We start from the raw sequence: 21,349 nt of genomic DNA, 5'->3' as shown, positions 1-21,349 counted from the left end.
CCGCCGGGCGACGCGTCCGGTGTCGTCAGCCCGGGACGACCTGTACGTCGGGCTGGTAGCCGTTCCAGGTCACGTACACCTGGGAGACCCGGTCGTCCTTGCTGAACAGGACCCGGATCCACTGGTCGCCGTGCCAGACCTGCATCGCCCACCCCGCCTCGGGGGTCGCCGACACCAACTCGGCGTCGTGCTCCCGCAGATCGACCGCCACCCGGCCGCCCGGCATCAGGTAGCTGTGCACCGTCCCGGTCGGGCTCGGCGAGGTGCGGGCCGTCATGGTGCTGTTGTGGGACGGGGAGGGCTGGCCGCGGCTCTGGCCCGGGCTCGGATTCGGGCCCGCGTTCGGGTTCTGGTTCGGGCCCTGGGTCGCGCTCGGGTCCGGGTCCGGATCGGGGTGCGGGGCGGTCGAGCCGCTCGGGCCGTCCGGGCCGGGCGGCAGGGCGCCCGTCGCCGAGGGTGCGGGCGGCACCGTCACCGCGGGCCCCGGCTGCGAGGACACCGTCGACGGCAGGGGCAGCGCCACCGGCCCTTCGTACACCGTGTCGGCGAGCACCGCGTGCACACCGAGCCAGGACAGCGCCACCGCCGCCCCGGTAGCCGCCGTCCAGGCGCCCAGTTGAACCCATCCGCTCCGCATCGCGGGCCCATCCTGCCGTACTCGGGTCACGGGCAGGTCAGTGCCCCGGTCATTCCTCAGCAAGCTTGCGGATCACGGCTCCAGAGGATCCGTCAGGCGCCGGCCGGACCCGTTCGGGCCACCCAAGGTACAGACCAGTTGGTCGGGATGCCGTACCGTGCAGCCCCATGGCAACAGTGCTTGTGGTCGAGGACGACCCCTTTGTGCGTTCCGCCCTGATCCGCCATCTGGCCGACTCCGGCCACGCCGTGCGCTCCGTCGGCACCGCCCTGGAGGCGTTGCGCGAAGTCGCCCAGGTCGGCTGCGACCTGGTGATCCTCGATCTGGGCCTGCCCGATCTGGACGGCAGCGAGGCGCTCAAGATGATCCGCGGACTGACCAACGTACCGGTCATCATCTCCACGGCCCGTGACGAGGAGGCGGAGATCGTCCGGCTGCTGAACGACGGCGCCGACGACTATCTGGTGAAACCTTTCTCCGGCGAGCACCTGACGGCCCGGATGGCCGCCGTCCTGCGCAGGCTCGGCGGCGGCTCCCTGATGGCCCCTCAAATCCTGCGGGTCGGCGGCCTCGCCATCGACCCGCAGCGCCGCGAGGCCCTGCTCGACGGAGAACGCCTCGACCTCACCCGGCGCGAATTCGACCTGCTGGCCTTCCTCGCCGCCAGACCCGGCGTGGTCGTCCCGCGCAAGGAGATCCTCGCCGAGGTGTGGCGGCAGACCTACGGCGGCGACCAGACCATCGACGTCCACCTGTCCTGGCTGCGCCGCAAACTCGGCGAGACCGCCTCCAGCCCGCGCTACCTGCACACCGTGCGCGGCGTCGGCGTCCGGCTGGAAGCGCCCTCGGAACCGGTCGGGTGCACGACATGAAGCGCCTGCTCCGCTCGCTGCGCTGGGCGATGGTCAAGGCCGCCATCGCCGGCACCGTCATGGTCGCGCTGGCGTTCCTCATCCCGCTCGGCCTGGTCGTCCAGCACACCGCCCGCGACCGGGCCTTCACCGCCGCCCAGCGGCAGGCCGCCGCGCTCGGACCCGCGCTCGCCATCACCACCGACCGGGACGCCGTCGCCCGCGCCCTGGCCTCCACCGAGGCCGGCGCCCAGGACCGCCTCGCCGTCCACCTGCCCGGCGGCCAGGTGGTCGGCCGCGGCCGGGTCGACGCCGGGCAGCTCGGCCCCACCGAGGACCCGAGCCGCGGGGCGCGGACCGGTACCCTGCGGACCCCCGGCGGCTACGCCCTGCTCCAGCCGGTCGCCGTCGACAACGGCCGGGTCGCCATGGTTGAGGTGTTCGTCCCGGACGCCGATCTGTCGCGCGGCGTCGGCACCGCCTGGCTGGTGCTCTCCGGCGTCGCGCTCGCCCTGGTCGCGGTCTCCGTCGCGGTCGCCGACCGGATGGGCGCCCGGATCGTCCGCTCCGCCCGCCGCCTCGCCACCGCCGCCCGCACGCTCGGCTCCGGCAACCTCACCGTCCGGGTCCCGGTCGACGGCCCCGAAGCGGCCGGCGCACCCGAAGAGCTCCGCGAGGCCGCCTACGCGTTCAACGCCATGGCCGACCGCGTCGTCCACCTGCTCGCCGCCGAACGGGAACTCGCCGCCGACCTCTCGCACCGGCTGCGCACCCCGCTCACCGTGCTCCGGCTCAACGCCGCCGCACTCGGCGCCGGCGACGCCGCCGACGCCACCCGGCACGCCGTCGCGCACCTCGAACGCGAGGTCGACCAGATCATCCGCAGCGCCCGCCGGGACCCGGTGGACGCCCCACCGGTCGTGCTCGGCTGCGACGCCGTCGAAGTGATCCGCGAACGCGTAGCCTTCTGGTCCGCCCTCGCCGAGGACGAGGGCCGCCCCTGGCAGCTGGCCGGCGACCAGGAACCGGCACCCGTGCCCGTGCAGCGCGGCGACCTGGCCGCCGCCGTCGACGCGCTGCTCGGCAACGTGTTCCGGCACACCGCCGTCGGCACCGCCTTCGCCGTCGACCTGACCGCCGACGAGGACGGCGTCACCGTCCTGGTCGGCGACGCCGGACCGGGCTTCGCCGACCCGGCCCCGGAGATCCGCCGCGGCGCCGGCCACGGCGGCGAAGGCTCCACCGGCCTCGGCCTGGACATCGTCCGCAAACTCGCCGAGAGCACCGGCGGCGACGTCACCCTCGGCCGCTCCGCCGCACTCGGCGGCGCCCAGATCGCGGTGCGGCTCAACACCCGCACCCAAGTCGAACTGCCGCGCCAGCAACGGCGCCGCCCCGGCCGGCTGATCCGCAAGGACTGACGGACCGATGACCCGACACAGCAGCTGTTACCGCGGGGGCGACAGCTCGGTGTCGCTCCTCTTCCTTAAGTACTCCCTAGTACCTCCTCAGCGGCGCCTGATGCCGCCCCGGCCGCGCCGATCCGGCCCGCCCGCCCGGCTAGGGTCGGGCGCACGCCGATCACCACACATCGGCGGGCCGCCCACACGGCATGTGGCGGCAGGTCGCCCGCCGTCCGCGTCGGCCGACCGATCACCAGGTGCGGCACCTGAACAAGGGGTCGCCCCGGGCCGGGGCCGCGCTCGCACCGTCACACTTCCCCGTGACCGCAGGGCAGGCCCCCGGAGGGGAGCCCGGGGCGACCGCGAACCGCCCGGCCCGGACGATCAAGACCGCCGTGACCGCGACCGGTGGCATGAACCGGACGGTCGGGTAGTGTCGGCTGCTGGCCCAGCACAGGTCGACGGCGGACGGAGCAACACAGTGACCACGGTGCAAGCAGAGCGCGCCACATCCTCCGGCGGACCCGAACAATCACCCGTTCAGGCCTGGAAGCGCGCCCTCACCGCACCCGCCCGCCTGCTCGCCGACATCACCGCCGCCCTGCGCGCCGCCCCCCGGCGGCAGCTGCGCACCGCCACGGCGATCGCCCTGGTCTCGCTGCTCGGCTACGCGATCGTCCGGCACCTCGTCGGCACCTCGATGGTCGACATGCTCGTCTACCGGGCCGAGGGCGCCGCCGTCGCCCACGGCCAGGACCTGTACGCGCTGCGGGTCACCAAGTGGGACCTGCCCGCCACCTACCCGCCGTTCGCCGCCATGCTGTTCGTGCCGACCACCTGGTTCGGCGTCCCGTTCCTGCGGGTGGCCGTCACCGTCGGGAACCTGCTACTGCTGGCCACCCTCGCCCACCTGTCCTTCAAACTGGTCGGCTGGCCGCGCCGCGAACTGCGGCCGATCGGCGTGATCCTGATCACCGGACTGGGCGTCTGGCTGGAACCCGTCTTCACCACCCTGCGCTACGGGCAGATCAACCTCGCCCTGGCCTGCCTGATCCTCTGGGACCTCACCCGCCCCGACCACGCCCGTACCAAGGGCATCGCCATCGGCCTGGCCGCCGGCATCAAGCTCACCCCCGGCCTGTTCGCCGTCTACCTGCTGATCACCGGCCGGATCCGGGCCGCACTGGTCGCCGCCGGCGCGTTCCTCGGCACCTTCCTGATCGGCGCGCTGGTCCTGCCCGACGCCACCTGGGGCTTCTGGACCAAGTACCTGTTCGACTCCACCCGGGTCGGCAAGACCGTCATCGTCGACAACCAGTCACTGAGCGGCATGGCCGCCCGCCTGCTGCACACCGAGAACCCTGGGCTGCCCGCCACCGCGCTCGCCGCCCTGGTCGCCGTCGGCGGCCTGGCCATCGCCGTCTGGGCCCACCGCAGCGCCCGCTGGTCGCCCCGAGCCGAAGCCTGGAGTGTGTGCGCCGCAGCGGTCACCGCCGTGCTGATCTCCCCGATCAGCTGGACCCACCACTGGGTGTGGTGCGTGCCGATGCTGGTGCTGCTCGCCGCCGAGGCCGCCCACGAACGCTCCCGCCCCGGCGCCGGCCGGCGCCACCGCTGGCGGATCGTGTTCGGCCTCACCCTGCTGGGCTTCCTCTCCTTCGCGATGTGGATCATCCCGCACAAGGGCGACCTGGACCAGAAACTGCCCGCCCTGAGCCAGGCACCCGCCTCCGTCTACCCCCTGCTCGGCCTGTGCTTCCTGGCCGTCGCCGCCGTCAGCGTGCACTCCCGCCGCCGCGCCGCCGGCGCCCCGCCGGTCCGCCTCCCCGCCCCGCGCACCGGCCCCGACGGGCTCGGCAGCGCCGACACTCAGAAGGCCCCCGCCGCCCGCTGAACACCCCGCCCGGCCCGGAAGCGGACCCGGCGCGGGCCGTCACGCCAGCAGCTCGGCGAGCGAGCCGTCCAGGTCCATCGCCTCCAGCTCGGCACCCGGCGGCACCAGCCGGTGCGCCCGCTCCAGCCACGCCGCCACGGTCGGCAGCGGCGCCTCCAGCAGCGCGTCGCCCGCCGGCGAGCTCAGCGCCATGCACAGCACGCTGCGCCGCCCCGCCCGGGTCGGCCAGATCCGCACGTCGCCCTGGCCGCACGGGCGGAACGTTCCCTCCACCAGCAGCTCACGGGCGAACACCCAGGTGACCGGCGTCCCGCTGTCCAGGTGGAACGTCACGTACACCGCGAACGGGTCGTGGCTCCCGTACGACAACCGCGCCGGCACCGCGACGCTGCGCTCCGGCGACAGCACCAGTTCCAACTGCAGCTCCTGCTCCACCACTCCGGTCGACTGTCCGGCCACGGCCGCTCACCCTCTCGCCTCCACGCGTGAGGCCGCCGATCGGCCCCACGGCAGGGAAAGAGCGGCGGTGCCGCGCACTCTTACACGGGTTTCCGAGAAACTTTCCGGCGGACTTTCCGCAGAACCTTTTCCCCGCCGCCCCGGTTGTTCCGGACGGGGCGACGGGCGTCCGGCGCACCGGACTCGCGCCCTACCACTCGAGTCCGTCCCGTACCACCGGTTCCACGAGATCCGGTGAACCCGGCGGGCCCGACCCCTCCAGGCGCTACCCTTTGTGACTGCCCGGCGACTCTCCGCCCGCGGCCCTGTTGCGCACATCCGCACACCTGCACGCCGCGGTGCCGGTACGAAGGAAGAGGCAATGACGGACCGGCCCCCCACCGCAGCACCCATGCTCGGCACGACCGTGCCCGCCGATGCCGGAACACCCGGCTACTACCCCGACCCCTCGGTACCCGGCTTCGTCCGCTACTGGGCCGGCCACGCCTGGGTCCCCGGCACCAGCCGGGCCGCCCCCGCCCCCGGCGAACAGCTCCAGCCCCCGCGCTTCGTCGCCCGCTACATCGGCCCGCCGCCCTACAGCGTCCCGCCCGGCCTCGTCCCCGCCGTACCCGCCGGCCCGCTGATCGAGACCGGCCCCATCTACCTCGACGAGACCGGCGCCCACACGGCCTTCAACATGCCCGCCCACCCCGACCCGGTCGAGGCCGCGCCCGCCGCCGCCGAGGTGCGGGGCCTCGACCGGGTCGGACCCGCGCCCTGGGCCGTCACCGGCAACGGGCTGCAGCCCGCCGCCGCCGAATCCTGGGCCACCGCCGCCGCACTGCGGCTGGGCCCGGTGTCCGTCCCGGAGGCGGCGGTCGTGGCACCCCGGCGCGGCGGGACGGGCCGGGAGGCGCAGGAGCGCGGGCGGGCGCCGGTGGGTGCTCCGGTGCGTCAGGTCCGGGAGGGGTTCGCTGCGGGGGCGGAGGCCGAGATCGCGGTCGAGCCCGAGGTTCGGGTGCCGGAGCCGGTGGTCGTGGAGGAGGCCGCGCCGCGGCCCGCCCAGCCGCTCGGTGGGACGCCCTGGCACGGGGGCGGGGGCGGAGGCGGCGGCGGTGCCGTTGCCGGGGGAGGGCCGGGCGGTGACGGCTCGGTGGGGATGTCGGCCGGGCCGGCGTCGCTGTACGAACCGCGACCGGCATACGAGCGGGTGGCCGCCGAGCGGTCGGCGCCCGAGCCGTTGCGCGGGGCGAGTGCGTCCTCGGCTCCGGTGTCGGCTTCGGCTTCGGCTCCGGCTCCGGTGGAGGAGGTGCGGGCCGCCGAGTCGGCTGCCGGTTCGGGTTGGCGGGCGGATCCGCGGGCGCAGCGGGGCCTGATGGACACCGGGGAGGCGCCGCGGCGGGTGTCCTGGGGCGTCGACGGGGCACCCGGCGAGGTGCCGGCCGGCGGGCCGTCGTCGCCATCGTCGTCACAGTCGTCGCTGGTGGAGCGGGCCGCGCGGGAGCCGCGGGTGGCGCACGTCACCAGTGAGCGGGTGCGCCCGCCGAGGGCTGCCCAGGTGGAGGAACGCCCTGCCGCACAGGTGCGCGGCGGTGTCGGTGCCGCCGGCGCGCGTGGCGAGGGGCGGCGGCCGGCCGTTCCGGCGCCCGTCCCGGCCGGGCTGGCGGCGCGGGCGTTCGGGTGGCTGGTGGACGGGGCGGTGACGCTGGTGGTCGGGGCGGCCGTCGCGGTGCCGATGGCGGCCACGGTCTCGGAGCACGTCCGGAAGAAGATCGAGCAGGCGCAGCTGGCGGCCCGGCTGACCGGACGTCAGCACCAGGTGTGGCTGCTGGACCAGGTGGTACTGGGCCGGCTGGCCGTGGTGCTCGGGGTGCTGGTGCTGTTCGCGCTGCTGTACCAGGTGCTGCCGGTCGCCCGGACCGGCCAGACCTTCGGCAAGCGGCTGGCCCGGATCCGGGTGGTCGCCGCGGGAAGCACCCGCCCGCCCGGCTTCGGGCGTTCGCTGCTGCGCTGGTTGGTGGGCGGGCTCGGCACCGTCCTGCTGCTGGGCCTGTTCACGCCGCTGCTGGACCGTCCTGCCCGACGCGGCTGGCACGACCGGGCGGCCCGGACCCGGGTGGTGCGGGTGGCGCGGCGCTGAGAGCCGACGCGCCGCCACGGTGGGAGGCGGGTCTCGTCGCATGCCGCCAAAACGGACAGAAACGTCGAAAATGTCCCAACAGCGCAGTAATTGCGGTGTTCTACTCGGGGCATGAGCGCCAACGACCCCTCTGGGACCGAGCCGGAGGAGGAGGGCGGCAAGCCTTCCTTCGACAAGCAGCCGCCGTCGGCGGACAGCCCCTACGACACGCCGCCCGGCTACGGGGGCCAGTACGGTGCGCCGCCCGGATCGGGCTCCCCCTACAACAACCAGCCGCCCGGCGACGGCCCCCCGCCCGGCCAGACCCCGCCCCCCGGCGGCCCGTACGGCTCGCCCTACGGCACGCCCGGCCCCGGCCCCGTCCCCGGGATGCCCCCGCTCGGCAGCTGGGGCGCGCGGATCCTCGCCACGGTGGTCGACTGGGTCCTGGTGGAGGGCATCGCCATCCTGGTGCTGCTGCCGTTCGTCAGCTTCGCCCGGCAGGACGGCTGGGTCGGCTCGGCCTGGCTCGGCTACGGGCTCTTCCTGGTCTACCAGGGCCTGATGCTCAGCCGGGACGGCCAGACCCTCGGCAAGAAGCTGATGAAGGTCCGCGTCGCGATGCTCGCCGACGGCTCGTCCCCGTCCTCCAGCGCCGCCTGGACCCGCGCCGCCACCTTCGTCGCCCCCGCGCTGATCTGCTGCGGCGGCCTCTGGTGGCCCGTCGACGGCCTGTTCGGCGTCTTCGACAAGCCCTACCGGCAGTGCATCCACGACAAGGCCGCCAAGACCGTGGTGGTCTCCACCGCCTGACGGCCGTCCTGACGGCGGTCCTGACGGCGGTCCTGATGGCCGTCCTGACGGCCGTTCGATTCGGTTGGGCCCCGGGCCCGTGGCAGCCATCGACCTGCCGCGGGCCCGGGAGTCGTTGCGTTCGGGCCGTCTGTTGGTGGTGCGGCTACCGGGACTGGTTGGCGTATTCGGGCCGGCGTGCGGGTTCCGGGCGGGCGACCGGCTTCGGGGCGGCGGGCTTCAGGGCAGCGGGCAGGTGCGGACGAGGGGTGAGCAGGACGGCGGACAGCGTGCCGAGCGCGATCGCGAACGCCACCAGCACCGCGACCCGCCACACCCCCGTCTCACCGGACACGGCCAGCAGGGCCACGGTGGTGGCCGTCGCGATCAGTGCGCCTCGGCTCACCTGGGCCGGGGCGGGGCGGAAGGCGGTTCGCGCGGGGGCGCGAACGGTGCCGGTTTGCGGGGCGGGGAGGCGCGTCATGGTGGTCGACCCTTCGCGCGGACGGGGAAGCCGAGAGACCCTTGGTGGTCCGAACTGTTCGGCCGGGATCGGTAAGTCCAGGCTAACCCTTGGGAGTTGAGCAGACCGGGGGCACAGGGGGCGCACAGGCTCACGTCTGCCGGCCCGGACCGTCGTTGCCCGCCCCTCGGCGGCGGGCGATAGCGTGCGCACGGACAACGCCGGGGTGGGTGGCCGCCCCGCGCCACCTGTTTCCGACCCGCCCGGAGTCGCCGTGACCGTCCCGACCGACTGGCCCACCACCGCGGAAGCCGCCCGCGCCGAACAGGAACGCCTGCGCCCCCTGGTCGTCCCCGAGGGCCCCGAACCCCCGCGCCGCCCCGGCACCCTGATCGCCGGCGTCGACGTCGCCTACGACGACGAACGCGACGTGGTCGCCGCCGCGGCCGTCCTGCTCGACTACGCGACCCTCGACGTCGTCGAACAGGCCACCGCCGTCGGCCGGGTGGCCTTCCCCTACCTGCCCGGACTGCTCGCCTTCCGTGAACTCCCCGCCGTCCTCGACGCCCTCTCCCGGCTCACCCGCACCCCCGACCTGGTCGTCTGCGACGGCTACGGCCTCGCCCACCCCCGCCGCCTCGGCCTCGCCAGCCACCTCGGCGTCCACACCGGCCTGCCCACCCTCGGAATCGCCAAGACCCCCTTCACCTTCACCCACGAACCACCCGGCGAGCACCGCGGCGACTGGTCCCCGCTCCTCGACGGCCCCGAGACGGTCGGCCGCGCCGTCCGCACCCGGCAGGGCGTCAAACCCGTCTTCCTCTCCGTCGGCCACCGCATCGGTCTACCCGAAGCCACCGCCGTCACCCTCGCGCTCACCCCGTCCTACCGCCTCCCCGAAACCACCCGCCGCGCCGACTCCCTCTGCCGTCAGGCCCTCGCAGCCACCGCCTCCACCCCCTGACTCCACCTCCCCTCAGCAGGGGGCGTTTTGACGGGCCGTTCCATGTGTTAGACATATGGATTGGAGCCAACTATCCATCAGGCCCCAGGCGGCAAGCGGGCAGTCCGACGGGCAGCAGGTACGGGGGAGGTACGAGTAGATGAGCACAGGCGGCAAGGGCTTCCAGGTAGAGGTCGACAGCCTGCGTGCGTTCGCGGCGCAAGTCCGAGGACTGCTCAAGGAGTTCGAAGACGGCGCGGGCGGCGCGAAGGTCCACGGCCAGACCGGGCTGGCCCCGGCGGCCTTCGGCACTTTCGCGGAGGCCATGGCGTTGCATGCCAAGTACGGCCAGATGCGGGACGCGCTGAAGGAGGTCCTCGACGGTATCCAGCAGGCGATCGACGAGGCCCAGCGGAACGCGGACCGGACCGCGACCAACTACGAGGAAAACGAGCACGACACCAGCAAGCACCTGAAGCTGGCGAGTGACGGCTGGTCCACGGTGGCCCCCAGCCCCGTGACCTCGACTCAGCGCACCACCTCGGCGGCACCTCAGGCCGCGCCGCCGGCCGGAAACGTCTCTCCGGCGGGCAGCGGGGAGCCGAGGCCACAGTGGTGATCATTCGGACGACAGCGGAACCGGGTAACGGCCGAGGCACTGTTCGGCGTGAGGGGAGCCAAACGTGACCGACATGACCAACTTCTACTCCTACAGCCATGGCCAGATGCGCGAGATGGTCCAGTCCATGGACTCCGGCGCGGTCATGGCAGCCGCCGACCCGTGGCGTCGCGCCACCGACACCCTGAAGCAGATCCGCACCGCGCTGAACACTGCGGCCGCCGACACCAGCGACACCTGGGAAGGCGACACCAGCAACGCGTTCTACTCGCGGATGACGTCGCTCGCCAACACCGTCAACAACGTTGCGGCCTACTCGAACGACGCCGCCAACGCGCTGCAGATGATGTCGGAGGCCATCGACAAGGCCAAGAGCGACATGCCCGAGGAGCCCGGCTTCTGGGACAAGGTCGGCGACGCGATCAGCGACAGCGCGCAGCAGACCGTCGGCATCGACAACGAGGACACTCGCACGGCTATCGCGGACAGCCGCAAGCAGCAAGCGGTCACCGTGATGCAGGTGTTGGCGGCCAGCTATCGGAGCACTACCAGCTACCTGAAGCCGCCGCCGCCACCGCCGCCGCCGCCGGGCGGGAGGTTCGACGACGGCGGCCGGGAGTTGGCTCCCCCGGACAACGGTGGTATCAGCGCGCTCGGGGCGATGATTGCCGGTATCGGTGCCGGTCTGAATCAAGGTAGTTCGGGATCGGGATCCTCGTCAGGATCCCGAGTCTCCGGGCAGAGGTCGACGCCCCAGGCTCCGAAACTGCAACCTGCGGTGGTTCGTCCGACCGATGCGGGCATCTCCGGCGGGACTGCCAACCCGGTTGCGCAGCCGAAGGGCCCAGGAACAGGCATCGACGGGATGCAGAGTGGAACCGGCGGCGTCCGTGGGGGCACCGGGACGATCGGCGGCACCGGCGGTGCGGGCACCGTACACGGTCCGTCCGGCGGCGGTGGACTCGGGCCAGCCGGCGGTGCTGGCAGCGGCTTGATCGGCCGTCCTGATGGCGGGTTGCTTGGCGGCGGCTCCGGCATCGGCGGTAGTCGTGCCGGGTTCAGCGGAAACAGCGTCTCCAAGGCCGGGACCTTCGGGTCCGGTGGCTTGGGCGGCAGCGGTGGCCCGGGTGGCGCTGGTGCTGGTGGTGCCAGCGGCAACGGTCTTGGCGGACGCTCCGGTGGCGGCTTGGGCGGTGGCGGCGGTGCCGGCGGTAGCGGCATCGGAGCGCGTTCGGGCGGGAGCCTGGCCGGCAAGGCCGGCGGCGTGATCGGCGATTCGACCCACGCCACCGCTGGTGGACGTGCCTTCACCGAGGGCGGTTCCGGTATCGGCCGCAACCGCTTCGGCCAGGGCGGCGCAGGTGGCCAGGCCGGCGGCCCGGGCCAGGCAGGTGCCGGGCACAGCGGCGGCATGGGCGGTCACGGCCAGGCAGGCAAGAAGGACAAGAAGCGCGGCAAGGACCGCCCGGACTACCTCGTCGAGGATGAGGAAACCTGGGCATCCGGCGATCAGGTCAACCCGAACGTGGTGGAATGACGTTCGGTCAGTAGAACAGTCGAACAGGACCGGCCGTCCCGCAGATCCGATGGTCTGTGGGGCGGCCGCTTCAACGAGTGGGGTGACGAGGCTTGACGACCAGCCGATCCGTGCGCGGTCTGGCTGCGCTCGCTGCGGGAACCCTGTTGTGGGGTGTCAGCGCCGGGCCTGCCGCTGCGGACACCATCCGCGACGGTCAGTGGGCGTTGAAGAACTACCGTGCGGCCGAAAAGGTATGGCCGATCAGCCAGGGCGAGGGGGTGATCGTTGCGGTCATCGACAGTGGCGTTGACGCAGATCATCCGGACCTGACTGGGCAAGTTCTTTCTGGTCTTGACCTCACCGGCGCCGGCACGGACGGGCGGAGCGACAGCGAGGGCCACGGCACTGGCATGGCAAGTGACATTGCCGGACACGGCCACGGTGACAATGAGGGTGTGATGGGGATCGCCCCCAGGGCGAAGATCCTCCCGATCAAGACCGATGTAAATATCGCCGGAACGGACTTTTCCAAGGCTATTCATTACGCCGTTGACAACAACGCCAAGGTCATCAACATGTCTTTCGGCGGCGGTAGGTCCACTGAGGACGGGTACAAAGAAGCGATCAACTACGCCATCCAGAAGGATGTAGTTCTCGTCGCCGCCACTGGAAACACTGCTGGTGTCCCGATTGCGAACCCCGCTTGCTTCCCGGGAGTAGTGGCAGTCTCTGGAGTCGCGGAGAGCGGTGACCTGTGGGAGAAATCGACCACTGGCCCGCAGGTGACAGTGGCGGCACCTGCGGTGAACGTTTACCACGCGAATCAGAAAAAGGGTTATACCGCGGCTGATGGCACCTCCGAGTCGGCGGCCTACGTTTCCGGCATTGCGGCCCTGGTGCGGTCGAAGTACCCGAACCTTTCGGCGGGGCAGGTCATCAACCGGATGATCAAGAGTGCGGCGAAGCCGGAAGGCAAGGGATCGTTCCCCAACGATCAGTACGGCTACGGTATTGCCTCTCCCAGCGGTTCGCTGGCGGCCAACCCTCAGGTGGATAGCGGGCCGAAGGAGAATCCGCTGCTCAAGCGCGCCACGTGCAGCGACCAGCCGAAGAACACCACCTCGACATCTCCCGAGCCTGGTGCGTCGGCTCCGGCGCAGGCCCCTCCAACTGGGGGCAGTGCGACCTCGCCGCAGGCGAGCAGTGACTCCAAGAGCAGCAACGGGATGCTGATCGCGGTCGGCGGCGGTGTTCTCGGTCTGATCGTCATTGTGGTGATTGTGCTGCTGGTCCGTCGTTCCAAGGGTGGCAACGGTGGCGGGCCCGGCGGGCCGGCCGGGCCGGGTGGTCCTGGTGGGGGGCCGGGCTATGGCTACCCGCCGCAGCAGCCTGGTGGTTATGGTCAGCCGCAGCCGGGGCAGGGCTACCCGCCGCAACCGCCGTACCCGCAGCAGCAACCGCCTGCCGGCGGGAATCCGTACCAGCGCTGAGAGAGCGGTGGTTTGGCGGTCTCTCGATATCGGTGAGCCGATGTCGAGGGACCGTTTCGTTGCTGCGCTTGTGGCGTTGCTGGGGGGAGTTGAAGGTGGGAGTCGGACGCGGGGCGCGGCCATGGTCGGTCATGGCAGTGCTGGGGGCCGTGCTGTTCAGCGCCAGCGCTGGGCCGGCTGCTGCGGACACCATTCGCGATGGCCAGTGGGCGTTGAAGAACTACCGTGCGGCCGAGAAGATTTGGCCGATCAGCCAGGGCGAGAACGTCATCGTCGCAGTCCTCGATAGCGGTGTTGGGAACCACCCCGATCTGGCCGGCCAGGTTCTCTCCGGGACTGACTTCACAAGCCCTGGCAAGGACGGGCGAACTGATACTCAGGGTCACGGAACCGGTATGGCCAGCATTATTGCTGGGCGCGGCCATGGTGATAATGCGGGAATCATGGGACTTGCGCCCAAAGCCAAGATTCTGCCCGTGAAGATTAACCTTGGGATCGGCGAAAATTCCCAGGCTGGCAGTGAAACGGAACTCGGCGATGCCATCCGCTACGCGGTCGACCACGGCGCGAAGGTCATCAACATGTCCTTCGGTGGAGGAAGCGAGTCCGATGCTGGGTACCAGGATGCCATCAACTACGCCGTGCAGAGGGATGTTGTCCTCGTTGCAGCACCCGGGAACGATTCCAGCCTGAAGATCGGCTACCCGGCGGCTTCCCCGGGAGTGGTGGTGGCTACGGCGATCGATGAGAGGGGTGACCTCTGGCCGAAGTCGACCACTGGGCCCCAGGTGACGCTCGCAGCTCCAGGCGTCAACATCTACCGGGCGAACGAGAAGCAGGGCTACGGCACAGCGAACGGTACGTCCGACTCCACGGCGTATGTGTCCGCGATCGCTGCGTTGGTACGGTCGAAGTACCCGAACCTGTCGGCAGGTCAGGTCATCAACCGGATGATCAAGAGTGCGGTGCAGGTGCCGGGCAAGGGTCCGTTCCCGAATGATCAGTACGGGTATGGCATCGCGTCTCCGGCTGGCGCGTTGGCCCCTAACTCGGCGGTGGACAATGGGCCGAAGGAGAATCCGCTGCTCCATCGCGCGGGTTCGGGTGATGGTTCGTCCTCAAAGTCCCCGGGGGCGGGCGCCACGGATCCTGTGAAGACGCCTCAGGCCAGCAGCGGTTCCACCACTCCGCAGGCGAGCAGTGGCTCCAAGAGCAGCAACGGGATGCTGATCGCGGTCGGTGGCGGTGTTCTCGGCCTGATCGTCATCGTGGTGATCGTGGTGCTGGTACGTCGCTCCAAGAACGGCACCGGTGGCGGGCCTGGCGGTCCGGCCGGGCCGGGCGGTCCTGGTGGGGGGCCGGGCTATGGTTATCCGCCGCAGCAGCCTGGTCCGGGCTACCCGCCGCAAGCGCCGTATCCGCAGCAGCAGGCGCCGTACCCGCCGCAGCAGCCGTCGGCAGGGGGGAATCCGTACCAGCGGTGAGTGGGCTCGTCAGTGGCGGCTCTCCGGCGAACGGTGAGGGCGTTCGTGGGGGAGCCGTTCTGCGTTCGGTGGCGGGGTGTGTGCATGTGGACTTTCATGTGTGCCGCGTGGGCGGGCTCTGGTGGTGGAGGTGAGCGAGACCGGTGGGAGGGGCGCTGTTGCGCTTGGCGAGGCGTGGTGGGGGTGGCGGGATCTCGATGGTCGGTGGCGGTGGTGGGCCTGGTGGGGTGGGGTGGGGGCGGGCGATGCTGGGCGCATGATGATCCCTGACACCAAGGACTGGACCTGGGTGCTCGAGCGCCCCTGCGCGGAGTGCGGGCTGGACACGTCGGCCGTGGGGTTTGAGCAGGTCTCGGGCATGATTCGGGCGAATGCGGCGGCTTGGACGGAGTTGCTGGCGGGTGATCCGGCGGTGCTGCGGGAGCGGCCGCGGGCGGAGGTGTGGTCGGTGCTGGAGTACGCGTGCCATGTGCGGGACGTGTTCCGGCTGTTCGATGTGCGGTTGAAGTTGATGCTGGCCGAGGACGACCCGCTGTTCGCCAACTGGGACCAGGACGCGACGGCCGTCGAGGAGCGTTACGGCGAGCAGGAGGCGGCCGTGGTTTCCGAGGAACTCGCGGACGGCGCCGAGCAGTTGGCCCGGTCGTTCGAGGCGGTGCCGGATGCCGCCCGCGCGCGCACTGGGCTGCGCAGCGATGGTGCCCGGTTCACCGTGGAGTCGTTCGCCCGCTATCTGATCCACGATCCGGTGCACCACCGTTACGACGTCACCGGTGTGATGCACGTGGGGAGTTGATCAGAGGGCGGAGAGCGCGGGGTCGCCGTCCGCGAGGGTCCATGCGGGCAGGCCGTGCGGCATCGCTTCGGCGAGGACCGTGGTGGGGCCGGTGCCGAGGCGGGTGGTGAGCAGGAAGCGGTGCCCGGTGCCGACCCGGCGGGGTTCCAGGGCGATGTGGACGAACGGCGCGGACGGGCCCGACGCGGCTGCAAGGCGGTCCAACTCGGTTTCCACGGAACGCCATTCCTCGGCGGGGACGTACTGGCGCATGATCGAGTGCCAGACCACGGTGAGGGTCCCGTCGGCGACCTGGACGTCGCGGAGGAACTCGGCCGCGCCGATCGGCTCGACGGGGGCGGGGAGCTTCTCGGCGAGGGCGAGTGCGCCGTTCAGCCGTTCCAGGCGCGGGAGTTGGTCGGCCCAAAGGTAGGCGCGGAGGGCGAGTGCGCCGTCCGCGGAGCGCGGGTCGATCGGGGTCGGGTCGCAGCCGTGCCGTTCCACCACCTGCTGGAGCGGGGCGTCCCGCAGCCAGGTGGGCGGCTCGCCCTGCCAGGCGTCGGTGAGTACCACGGGGGAGTCCGCTGGGCCGTACGCGAAGCCGGGGGAGACGCAACGGAACTGTTCGGCAAGGAGGTTGAGGCCCGCGCTGGAGCCGAGTTCGTGCAACCGCACCGGCAGCGGCGCGGTTGCGGCGAGTTGCTGCTGGGCCCAGGCGAGGCCGGTGAGCAGCAGGTTGGCGCGGCCGACCTCGTTGGTCTGCGGCGGGCGGGTGAGCCACTCGCGGATCCACGGCAGGTTCTCGGCGACGGTGGTGCGGAACGCGGGCCAGGGGGCGTCGGGGTGGGCGGGGTCGAAGGTGCCGCCGGCGCTCGGGTAGTGGGCGGCGAGACCGGGCGCCCGGCCGGAGATCACCAGGGCGTGGACGGCGCCGAGCAGGCGCAGCGCGACGGCCGACGGGCCGGGTGCGTCCTCGTGGCCGGCGATCGCCTCGGCGCACGGGCCGGCCTCGGCGAGGTCTTCGGCGGCCCGGCGGAGCAGGGCGGCGGACAGTGGGGAGCCGAGTTCCGCGCAGGCGTCGGCCTGGTGCCGGAACATGGCCACGGCATGGGCGATGGGCATTCGGGAACTCCTCTGGCGAAGGGTGACAGGACGTCATCCTTCGCCGCAGGAGGGTGGACCGGTAGCGGCGTCGGCGGTGATCTCGCTCACGGAAGGTGCGCGTGCGACCGGCGTGGACGACGCGGGAGACCGCGTGCGGAAGCGTGTCCCGGCGGCCGGGACACTCCGGGGGCGTGCGGCACTCGTTGTGCGCCTGCCGTCGGCCCGTGTCGGAGGCCGGTCACCAGTCGGTGGTGCGTCGCCGGTGGGTCTGCCGGAGCTGGCTGGTGATGCTGGCGGTGTCGACACCCACCACGTCGGCGATCTCGGGCGTGGCCAGGCCGACCACGTAGTGCAGGATCGCCAGGTCCTCCTCGGCGTCGACGTCCGGGCGCGGCCGTTCGGCACCGGCCAGCGCGTGCTGCTCGGTGACGGTGTCGCGCAGGATCTGCCAGGCCGCGGCGGCCGGGTTGGAGCTTCCGAGTACCGCGGGCCAGACTTCGGCCAGTTCGCGCAGCGCGAGCCGGACCACCCGGTGGGCGGCGGCGGGTTCCTGGAACCAGACCCGGGCGTAGCTCCGGTACCGCGGTTCGTGCAGCTCGCAGAAGGCCGCGAACTCGACGGACACCTGCGGAAGTTCGGTGGACCGATCAGCGAATGCCGAGCCTGCGGCCGGGACATGACGATTGGTCACATCAGCTGCCTCTCGATCTGGGTCCGGACGGGGAGCGTCAACGCTCACTCTAGGCCCTCGGGCGGGTGCTGTGGGTGACAAGTCTGCTGAGATGCCCGGGCGTGGATCCGCTGCGGAGTGTTGCGTGACGAGCCGTCGGCGACGGTTGCTCGGAGGACGCAGCTGCGAGTGCGTCGCACCTGGTCAGAGGTGGTAGATCGGCAGTGGCTGCAAGGCAGTTGGTGTGCCACTGTAGCCCTCATGGGTGAACGCGGACACGGCAACGGGGCTCACCTTCACGGGCGAAACCCGGACCACGGGCATGACCACCATCACACATCGAACCGGCAGCACCACCACGAACACGCACACCGACCCACGCACGCGCACCTGGACCGTCACGGGCGCGAAGACGGGCGCGAAGACGGGCGCGAAGACGAGCGCGGACACGGGCACCAGCACGGGCACCAGCACGGACACCCGACCGGTCTCGGGCACCGCCTGGCCCACCTGCTGCGCCCGCACTCGCACGACGCCGCCGACCGGGTGGACGCGGCGCTGGAGTCCTCGGCCGAGGGCCTGCGCACGCTGTGGGTCTCGCTGGCGGTGCTCGGCCTGACCGCCGCCGCGCAGGCGGTGATCGCAGTGCTGTCCGGTTCGGTGGCGCTGCTCGGCGACACCGTGCACAACGCCGCCGACGCGCTGACTGCCGTCCCGCTGGGCGTGGCGTTCCTGCTCGGCCGGCGGGCGGCGAACCGCAGTTACACGTACGGGTACGGGCGGGCGGAGGATCTGGCGGGCGTCGCGGTGGTGCTGGCGGTGGCGGCGTCCTCGCTGGTGGCGGGCTGGACGGCGGTGGACCGGTTGCTGCACCCGCAGCCGGTGGGGCACCTGTGGGCGGTGGCGGTGGCGGCCGTCGCGGGGTGCGTCGGCAACGAGTGGGTGGCGCGCTACCGGATCGCCACCGGCCGGCGGATCGGTTCGGCGGCGCTGGTCGCGGACGGCCTGCACGCCCGCACGGACGGGCTGACCTCGCTGGCGGTGCTGCTGGGCGCGGCCGGCAGCGCGCTGGGCTGGCGGTTCGCCGATCCGGTGGTGGGGCTGCTGATCACGGTGGCGATCCTGCTGGTGCTGCGCGGCACGGTGCGCGAGGTGGGCCGACGGTTGATGGACGCCGTCGACCCGGCTCTGGTGGACGTGGCGGAACGGGAACTCGCCGCCGTGGACGGGGTGCGCGCGGTGGGCGCGGTGCGGATGCGCTGGATCGGGCACGCGCTGCGCGCCGAGGCGGACGTGGTGGTGGACCGCACGCTGACGGTGGTGGCCGGTCACCGGGTGGCGGTGGCCGCCGAGCGGGCGCTGATCCGCGCCGTCCCCCGACTGCTGGCGGCCACCGTGCACATCGACCACGCTCCCGCGGAGGTCTGAACCACCGCGGGTGCGGACCGGCACGCCGGACCGCCGAATCGGCGGTGATCGCCGATCCGACGGCCTGACGGTCCGTCAAAAACCGCCCCAGGGAGCCCAGAAGGGCTCCCTGGCGACCGTACGGGGCGGTCAGTGACCCTCGGGGCCACCCGCCTCCCGAACGGGCGGCACAGCGGCCCTGACGCCCTCGACCGGCCCGCCGGCCTGCGGGGCGGCCTGCGCGTCGGCCTGCGCCGCAGCCGCGTTCGCGGCCTCGGCGGCAGCCGCTTCGGCGGCCCGCGCGGCGGCGGCCACGCTGTCGGGCTCGCGGCGCGACTGCTCGGGGATGCCGGCGGTGCGGCGGATCCGGCCGGTTTCCTCGGCGGCCTCGCGGGCGGCCAGGTAGGCCTGTACGGCGGCGATTCCGTACACCGGCTGAATCAGCTGGTGGCCTTTGAAGAACGGCCGTGCGGGGGCGAACCCGGCGGCCGTGACCAGCTCGCGGATCTCGGTTATCTCCTCTTCGCTGCGCGCCGTGAAACGTACTTCCCAGCCCTTCTTGTACGCACGTCCGTCCTCTCCGCCGCGCCGGGCGGGATCGGGTTGGCGGACGTAGCCGGGCAGGCGGCCGAGGCGCAGTCTGGCGGCGCGCTGGGCGGATGACTCGTCGCGGGACATGTGCCTGATGGTAGGCAATTCGGAACGCCCGCCGACGCCGCGGGGCGTGCCGCTGCGTGTGTGATCGGTCACGGTCGGTCAGATTGCGCAGGTGGGCGGCCGGGTCCGACCGGATCGCAATGATGTGTGGATCCCCCGAAAATCGGATTGTAGGCGTCAAGTCCGATCTGATCCGACAACGGTTCGAACGTCCGATCCGCCGAATGGGTGAGGGTATGGGGACTTTAGTGCAGAGCAGTCCCGGTTTGACGACGGTTGGGTAACAGACCGTCAGGTATGGAGTCGACTGTCGGAGGCGAGGGGGAGTGTTGTCGGCATGAGCTACCGGATTCCGCAGCAGCCCACCTCTCTCGAAGAGCTCGCCCGGCGCCAGCAGAATGTGGTGACGGCCAGCCAGTTGCGCGCCCGCGGCGTGCCGGCCCGCCTGGTGAGCGAACACTGCCGGCAGGGCGGTCCGTGGCAGCGCCTGCTGCCGCGGGTGTACCTGCTCCAGGAGGGTCCGCCGACCCCGGAGCAACGGATCTGGGCGGCGTTGCTGTACGCCGCCCAGAACGGCCGGGCCGAGGGCGGCCGGGAGCGCGCGGTGATCACCGGGGCGGCGGCGCTGGCGCTGTACGGGTTCGTGTCGATGCCGCGGCTGCCCGCGGTGTTCGGGGTGGACGTGCTGGTGCCCCGGCAGCGCCGGCTGCGGGACGCCGGGCAGGTCCGGATCCGGCGCACCGAACGGGAGTTGGTGGCCCGCGAGGTGCACGGTCTGGTCTGCGCGCCGGTCGCCCGGGCGGTGGCGGACGCGATCCGCGAGTGGTCCGAGCAGGGCGCGTTCGAGTCCGGTCTGGTCGCCCCTGGGGTGCTGCGGGCGGTGCTGCGCGAGGCGCTGGCGCGCGAGGGCGGCCAAAGCGCGGCCGAGCTGCTGGCGGAGCTGACCGAGGCGGGCCTGCTGGCGGAGCCGCGGGTGCGTGCGGCGGTGGACGAACTGCTGGCCGCGCAGCGGGAGTCGGCGCTGGCGTCGCTGAGGGAGCTGGCCGCCGAGCAGGGCCTGCCGCTGCCGCTGTCCGGCCCGGAGCTGCGGATGCGAGGCGGCACGTACATCGCGGTGCCGGACCTGTTCTGGCCGGAGGCGGCGGTGGCGGTCGAGGTGGACTCCGAGGTGCGCTGCGTCAGCGAGGGCGACGCGGCCTGGGTGCGGGCCGGGCAGCACCGGATGGAGTACCTCGGGGTGCGGGTGGTGTACGTCGGCTCGTCCCGGCTCGCCGCCGAACGGGACGCGGTCGGCGGCGAGTTGGCCGAGGCGTACCGGATCGGCGGCGAGGACGTGGTGGCGCTGGTGGTCACCGAGCGCTGAGCGGCGCGGAGTTGGCGTCCGAAGAACTCAACAGGCGCCGCTCGACGGGGAAGTGACGTTCAGTCAGCCGTGAACCACGGGGGTGCCGGTGAGTTCGACGCCCGCGGCGCGCAGTTCGTCGAGCGCGGCGGTGGTGGTGGCGGGTGCGACGCCGGCCGTCAGGTCGAGCAGGACGCGGGTGGCGAAGCCCTCCCGGGCGGCGTCCAGGGCGGTGGCGCGGACGCAGTGGTCGGTGGCGATGCCGACCACGTCGACGTCGGTGATGCCGCGTTCGTTCAGCCAGTCGGCGAGCGTGCCGCCGTGCTCGTCGAGGCCCTCGAACCCGCTGTAGGCGGCGGCGTACTCGCCCTTGGAGAACACCGCCTCGACCGCCCCGGAGGTCACCGAGGGCGCGAAGTTGGGGTGGAAGCCCACGCCTTCGGTGCCGGCCACGCAGTGTGCGGGCCAGGAGCGGACGTAGTCGGGTTCGGCGGCGAAGTGCGCACCGGGTTCGATGTGGTGGTCGCGGGTGGCGACGATGTGGGCGTAGCCGGGTGCGGAGTCGGCGATCAGGTCGGTGATCGCGGCCGCGACCTCGGCCCCGCCGGCGACGGGAAGGCTGCCGCCTTCGCAGAAGTCGTTCTGCACGTCGACGACGATCAGGGCCCGGTGCATGGCTGGTCTTCTCTCGTTGGGTGGTGCGGTCCGAAGCCCGGGGGTGTCGGCCGCAGTGGTGTCG

At 72.3% G+C, this 21,349-nt stretch carries 21 protein-coding genes; 13 read left to right on the top strand and 8 right to left on the bottom strand.

Features of this window, described 5'->3' with window-relative positions:
* Positions 1-25 precede the first annotated feature (25 nt).
* Positions 26-637, bottom strand: a complete 612-nt coding sequence (locus tag ACIHEI_RS22455; RefSeq protein WP_396607825.1) for a hypothetical protein — start codon at positions 635-637, stop codon at positions 26-28.
* A 167-nt stretch (positions 638-804) separates the two neighbouring features.
* On the opposite strand from ACIHEI_RS22455, the gene ACIHEI_RS22450 reads away from it, so the two are divergent.
* The 3 genes from ACIHEI_RS22450 (at position 805) to ACIHEI_RS22440 (ending at position 4,785) form a co-directional block, all read left to right on the top strand.
* Positions 805-1,509 (top strand): response regulator transcription factor, encoded by a 705-nt coding sequence (locus tag ACIHEI_RS22450; protein ID WP_387647500.1) that lies wholly within the window; start codon positions 805-807, stop codon positions 1,507-1,509.
* A gap of 17 nt (positions 1,510-1,526) precedes the next feature.
* Positions 1,527-2,909: an ATP-binding protein gene (locus tag ACIHEI_RS22445; RefSeq protein ID WP_396607860.1), complete on the top strand. Its 1,383-nt coding sequence runs from the start codon at positions 1,527-1,529 to the stop codon at positions 2,907-2,909.
* 463 nt (positions 2,910-3,372) lie between these two features.
* The gene (locus ACIHEI_RS22440; protein ID WP_392947108.1) at positions 3,373-4,785 is read left to right on the top strand and encodes a glycosyltransferase 87 family protein; all 1,413 of its coding nucleotides are present in this window, start codon (positions 3,373-3,375) and stop codon (positions 4,783-4,785) included.
* 39 nt (positions 4,786-4,824) lie between these two features.
* On the opposite strand, the gene ACIHEI_RS22435 is transcribed toward ACIHEI_RS22440, so the two are convergent.
* Positions 4,825-5,244 (bottom strand): SsgA family sporulation/cell division regulator, encoded by a 420-nt coding sequence (locus ACIHEI_RS22435; protein WP_392947105.1) that lies wholly within the window; start codon positions 5,242-5,244, stop codon positions 4,825-4,827.
* A gap of 361 nt (positions 5,245-5,605) precedes the next feature.
* Here ACIHEI_RS22435 and ACIHEI_RS22430 point away from each other — a divergent pair, with 361 nt between their 5' ends.
* Positions 5,606-7,366 (top strand): RDD family protein, encoded by a 1,761-nt coding sequence (locus ACIHEI_RS22430; RefSeq protein WP_396607824.1) that lies wholly within the window; start codon positions 5,606-5,608, stop codon positions 7,364-7,366.
* A 111-nt stretch (positions 7,367-7,477) separates the two neighbouring features.
* Positions 7,478-8,158 carry an RDD family protein gene (locus tag ACIHEI_RS22425; protein ID WP_396607823.1) on the top strand — a complete coding sequence of 227 codons (681 nt, stop codon included), beginning with the start codon at positions 7,478-7,480 and terminating at the stop codon, positions 8,156-8,158.
* A 145-nt stretch (positions 8,159-8,303) separates the two neighbouring features.
* Here ACIHEI_RS22425 and ACIHEI_RS22420 read toward each other — a convergent pair whose 3' ends face one another.
* On the bottom strand, positions 8,304-8,621 hold the full coding sequence (locus ACIHEI_RS22420) for a hypothetical protein (protein ID WP_396607822.1): 318 nt from the start codon (positions 8,619-8,621) through the stop codon (positions 8,304-8,306).
* 253 nt (positions 8,622-8,874) lie between these two features.
* On the opposite strand from ACIHEI_RS22420, the gene ACIHEI_RS22415 reads away from it, so the two are divergent.
* The 6 genes from ACIHEI_RS22415 (at position 8,875) to ACIHEI_RS22390 (ending at position 15,451) form a co-directional block, all read left to right on the top strand.
* Positions 8,875-9,564: an endonuclease V gene (locus ACIHEI_RS22415; RefSeq protein ID WP_396607821.1), complete on the top strand. Its 690-nt coding sequence runs from the start codon at positions 8,875-8,877 to the stop codon at positions 9,562-9,564.
* A 139-nt stretch (positions 9,565-9,703) separates the two neighbouring features.
* Positions 9,704-10,162, top strand: coding sequence for a hypothetical protein (locus ACIHEI_RS22410; RefSeq protein ID WP_396607820.1), 459 nt, complete (start codon positions 9,704-9,706; stop codon positions 10,160-10,162).
* A 64-nt stretch (positions 10,163-10,226) separates the two neighbouring features.
* On the top strand, positions 10,227-11,699 hold the full coding sequence (locus ACIHEI_RS22405; RefSeq protein ID WP_396607819.1) for a WXG100 family type VII secretion target: 1,473 nt from the start codon (positions 10,227-10,229) through the stop codon (positions 11,697-11,699).
* A 92-nt stretch (positions 11,700-11,791) separates the two neighbouring features.
* Positions 11,792-13,171, top strand: coding sequence for a S8 family serine peptidase (locus ACIHEI_RS22400; protein WP_396607818.1), 1,380 nt, complete (start codon positions 11,792-11,794; stop codon positions 13,169-13,171).
* A 131-nt stretch (positions 13,172-13,302) separates the two neighbouring features.
* Positions 13,303-14,655 (top strand): S8 family serine peptidase, encoded by a 1,353-nt coding sequence (locus ACIHEI_RS22395; protein WP_396607817.1) that lies wholly within the window; start codon positions 13,303-13,305, stop codon positions 14,653-14,655.
* A 130-nt stretch (positions 14,656-14,785) separates the two neighbouring features.
* Positions 14,786-15,451, top strand: a complete 666-nt coding sequence (locus ACIHEI_RS22390; protein ID WP_396607816.1) for a DinB family protein — start codon at positions 14,786-14,788, stop codon at positions 15,449-15,451.
* On the opposite strand, the gene ACIHEI_RS22385 is transcribed toward ACIHEI_RS22390, so the two are convergent.
* From ACIHEI_RS22385 to ACIHEI_RS22375, 3 genes are all read right to left on the bottom strand, one after another.
* Entirely contained in the window at positions 15,452-16,552 is a 1,101-nt protein-coding gene (locus tag ACIHEI_RS22385; RefSeq protein ID WP_396607815.1) for a DUF2332 domain-containing protein, read from the bottom strand. It lies immediately after the preceding gene.
* A 220-nt stretch (positions 16,553-16,772) separates the two neighbouring features.
* Complete coding sequence (locus ACIHEI_RS22380; RefSeq protein WP_387866822.1) at positions 16,773-17,159, bottom strand: hypothetical protein; 387 nt, start codon at positions 17,157-17,159, stop codon at positions 16,773-16,775.
* A 249-nt stretch (positions 17,160-17,408) separates the two neighbouring features.
* Positions 17,409-17,729 carry a hypothetical protein gene (locus tag ACIHEI_RS22375; protein ID WP_396607814.1) on the bottom strand — a complete coding sequence of 107 codons (321 nt, stop codon included), beginning with the start codon at positions 17,727-17,729 and terminating at the stop codon, positions 17,409-17,411.
* A 21-nt stretch (positions 17,730-17,750) separates the two neighbouring features.
* Between ACIHEI_RS22375 and ACIHEI_RS22370 the strand changes: the two genes are divergently transcribed.
* A complete protein-coding gene (locus ACIHEI_RS22370) occupies positions 17,751-18,632 on the top strand; it encodes a cation diffusion facilitator family transporter (protein WP_396607813.1) in 882 nt (293 codons plus the stop codon).
* A gap of 129 nt (positions 18,633-18,761) precedes the next feature.
* Here ACIHEI_RS22370 and ACIHEI_RS22365 read toward each other — a convergent pair whose 3' ends face one another.
* Positions 18,762-19,289, bottom strand: a complete 528-nt coding sequence (locus tag ACIHEI_RS22365; RefSeq protein WP_387647470.1) for a hypothetical protein — start codon at positions 19,287-19,289, stop codon at positions 18,762-18,764.
* Between the two features lie 316 nt (positions 19,290-19,605).
* Between ACIHEI_RS22365 and ACIHEI_RS22360 the strand changes: the two genes are divergently transcribed.
* Positions 19,606-20,631 (top strand): hypothetical protein, encoded by a 1,026-nt coding sequence (locus tag ACIHEI_RS22360; RefSeq protein ID WP_396607812.1) that lies wholly within the window; start codon positions 19,606-19,608, stop codon positions 20,629-20,631.
* 63 nt (positions 20,632-20,694) lie between these two features.
* Here the strand turns inward: ACIHEI_RS22360 and ACIHEI_RS22355 are convergent, their stop codons facing one another.
* Entirely contained in the window at positions 20,695-21,285 is a 591-nt protein-coding gene (locus ACIHEI_RS22355; protein WP_396607811.1) for an isochorismatase family protein, read from the bottom strand.
* Positions 21,286-21,349 lie beyond the last annotated feature (64 nt).

It is taken from the genome of Kitasatospora sp. NPDC051984 (assembly GCF_044593455.1).
GTDB lineage: Bacteria > Actinomycetota > Actinomycetes > Streptomycetales > Streptomycetaceae > Kitasatospora.
Note: the sequence above shows the minus strand (reverse complement) of the source record. Positions and strands in the feature narration are given on the sequence as shown.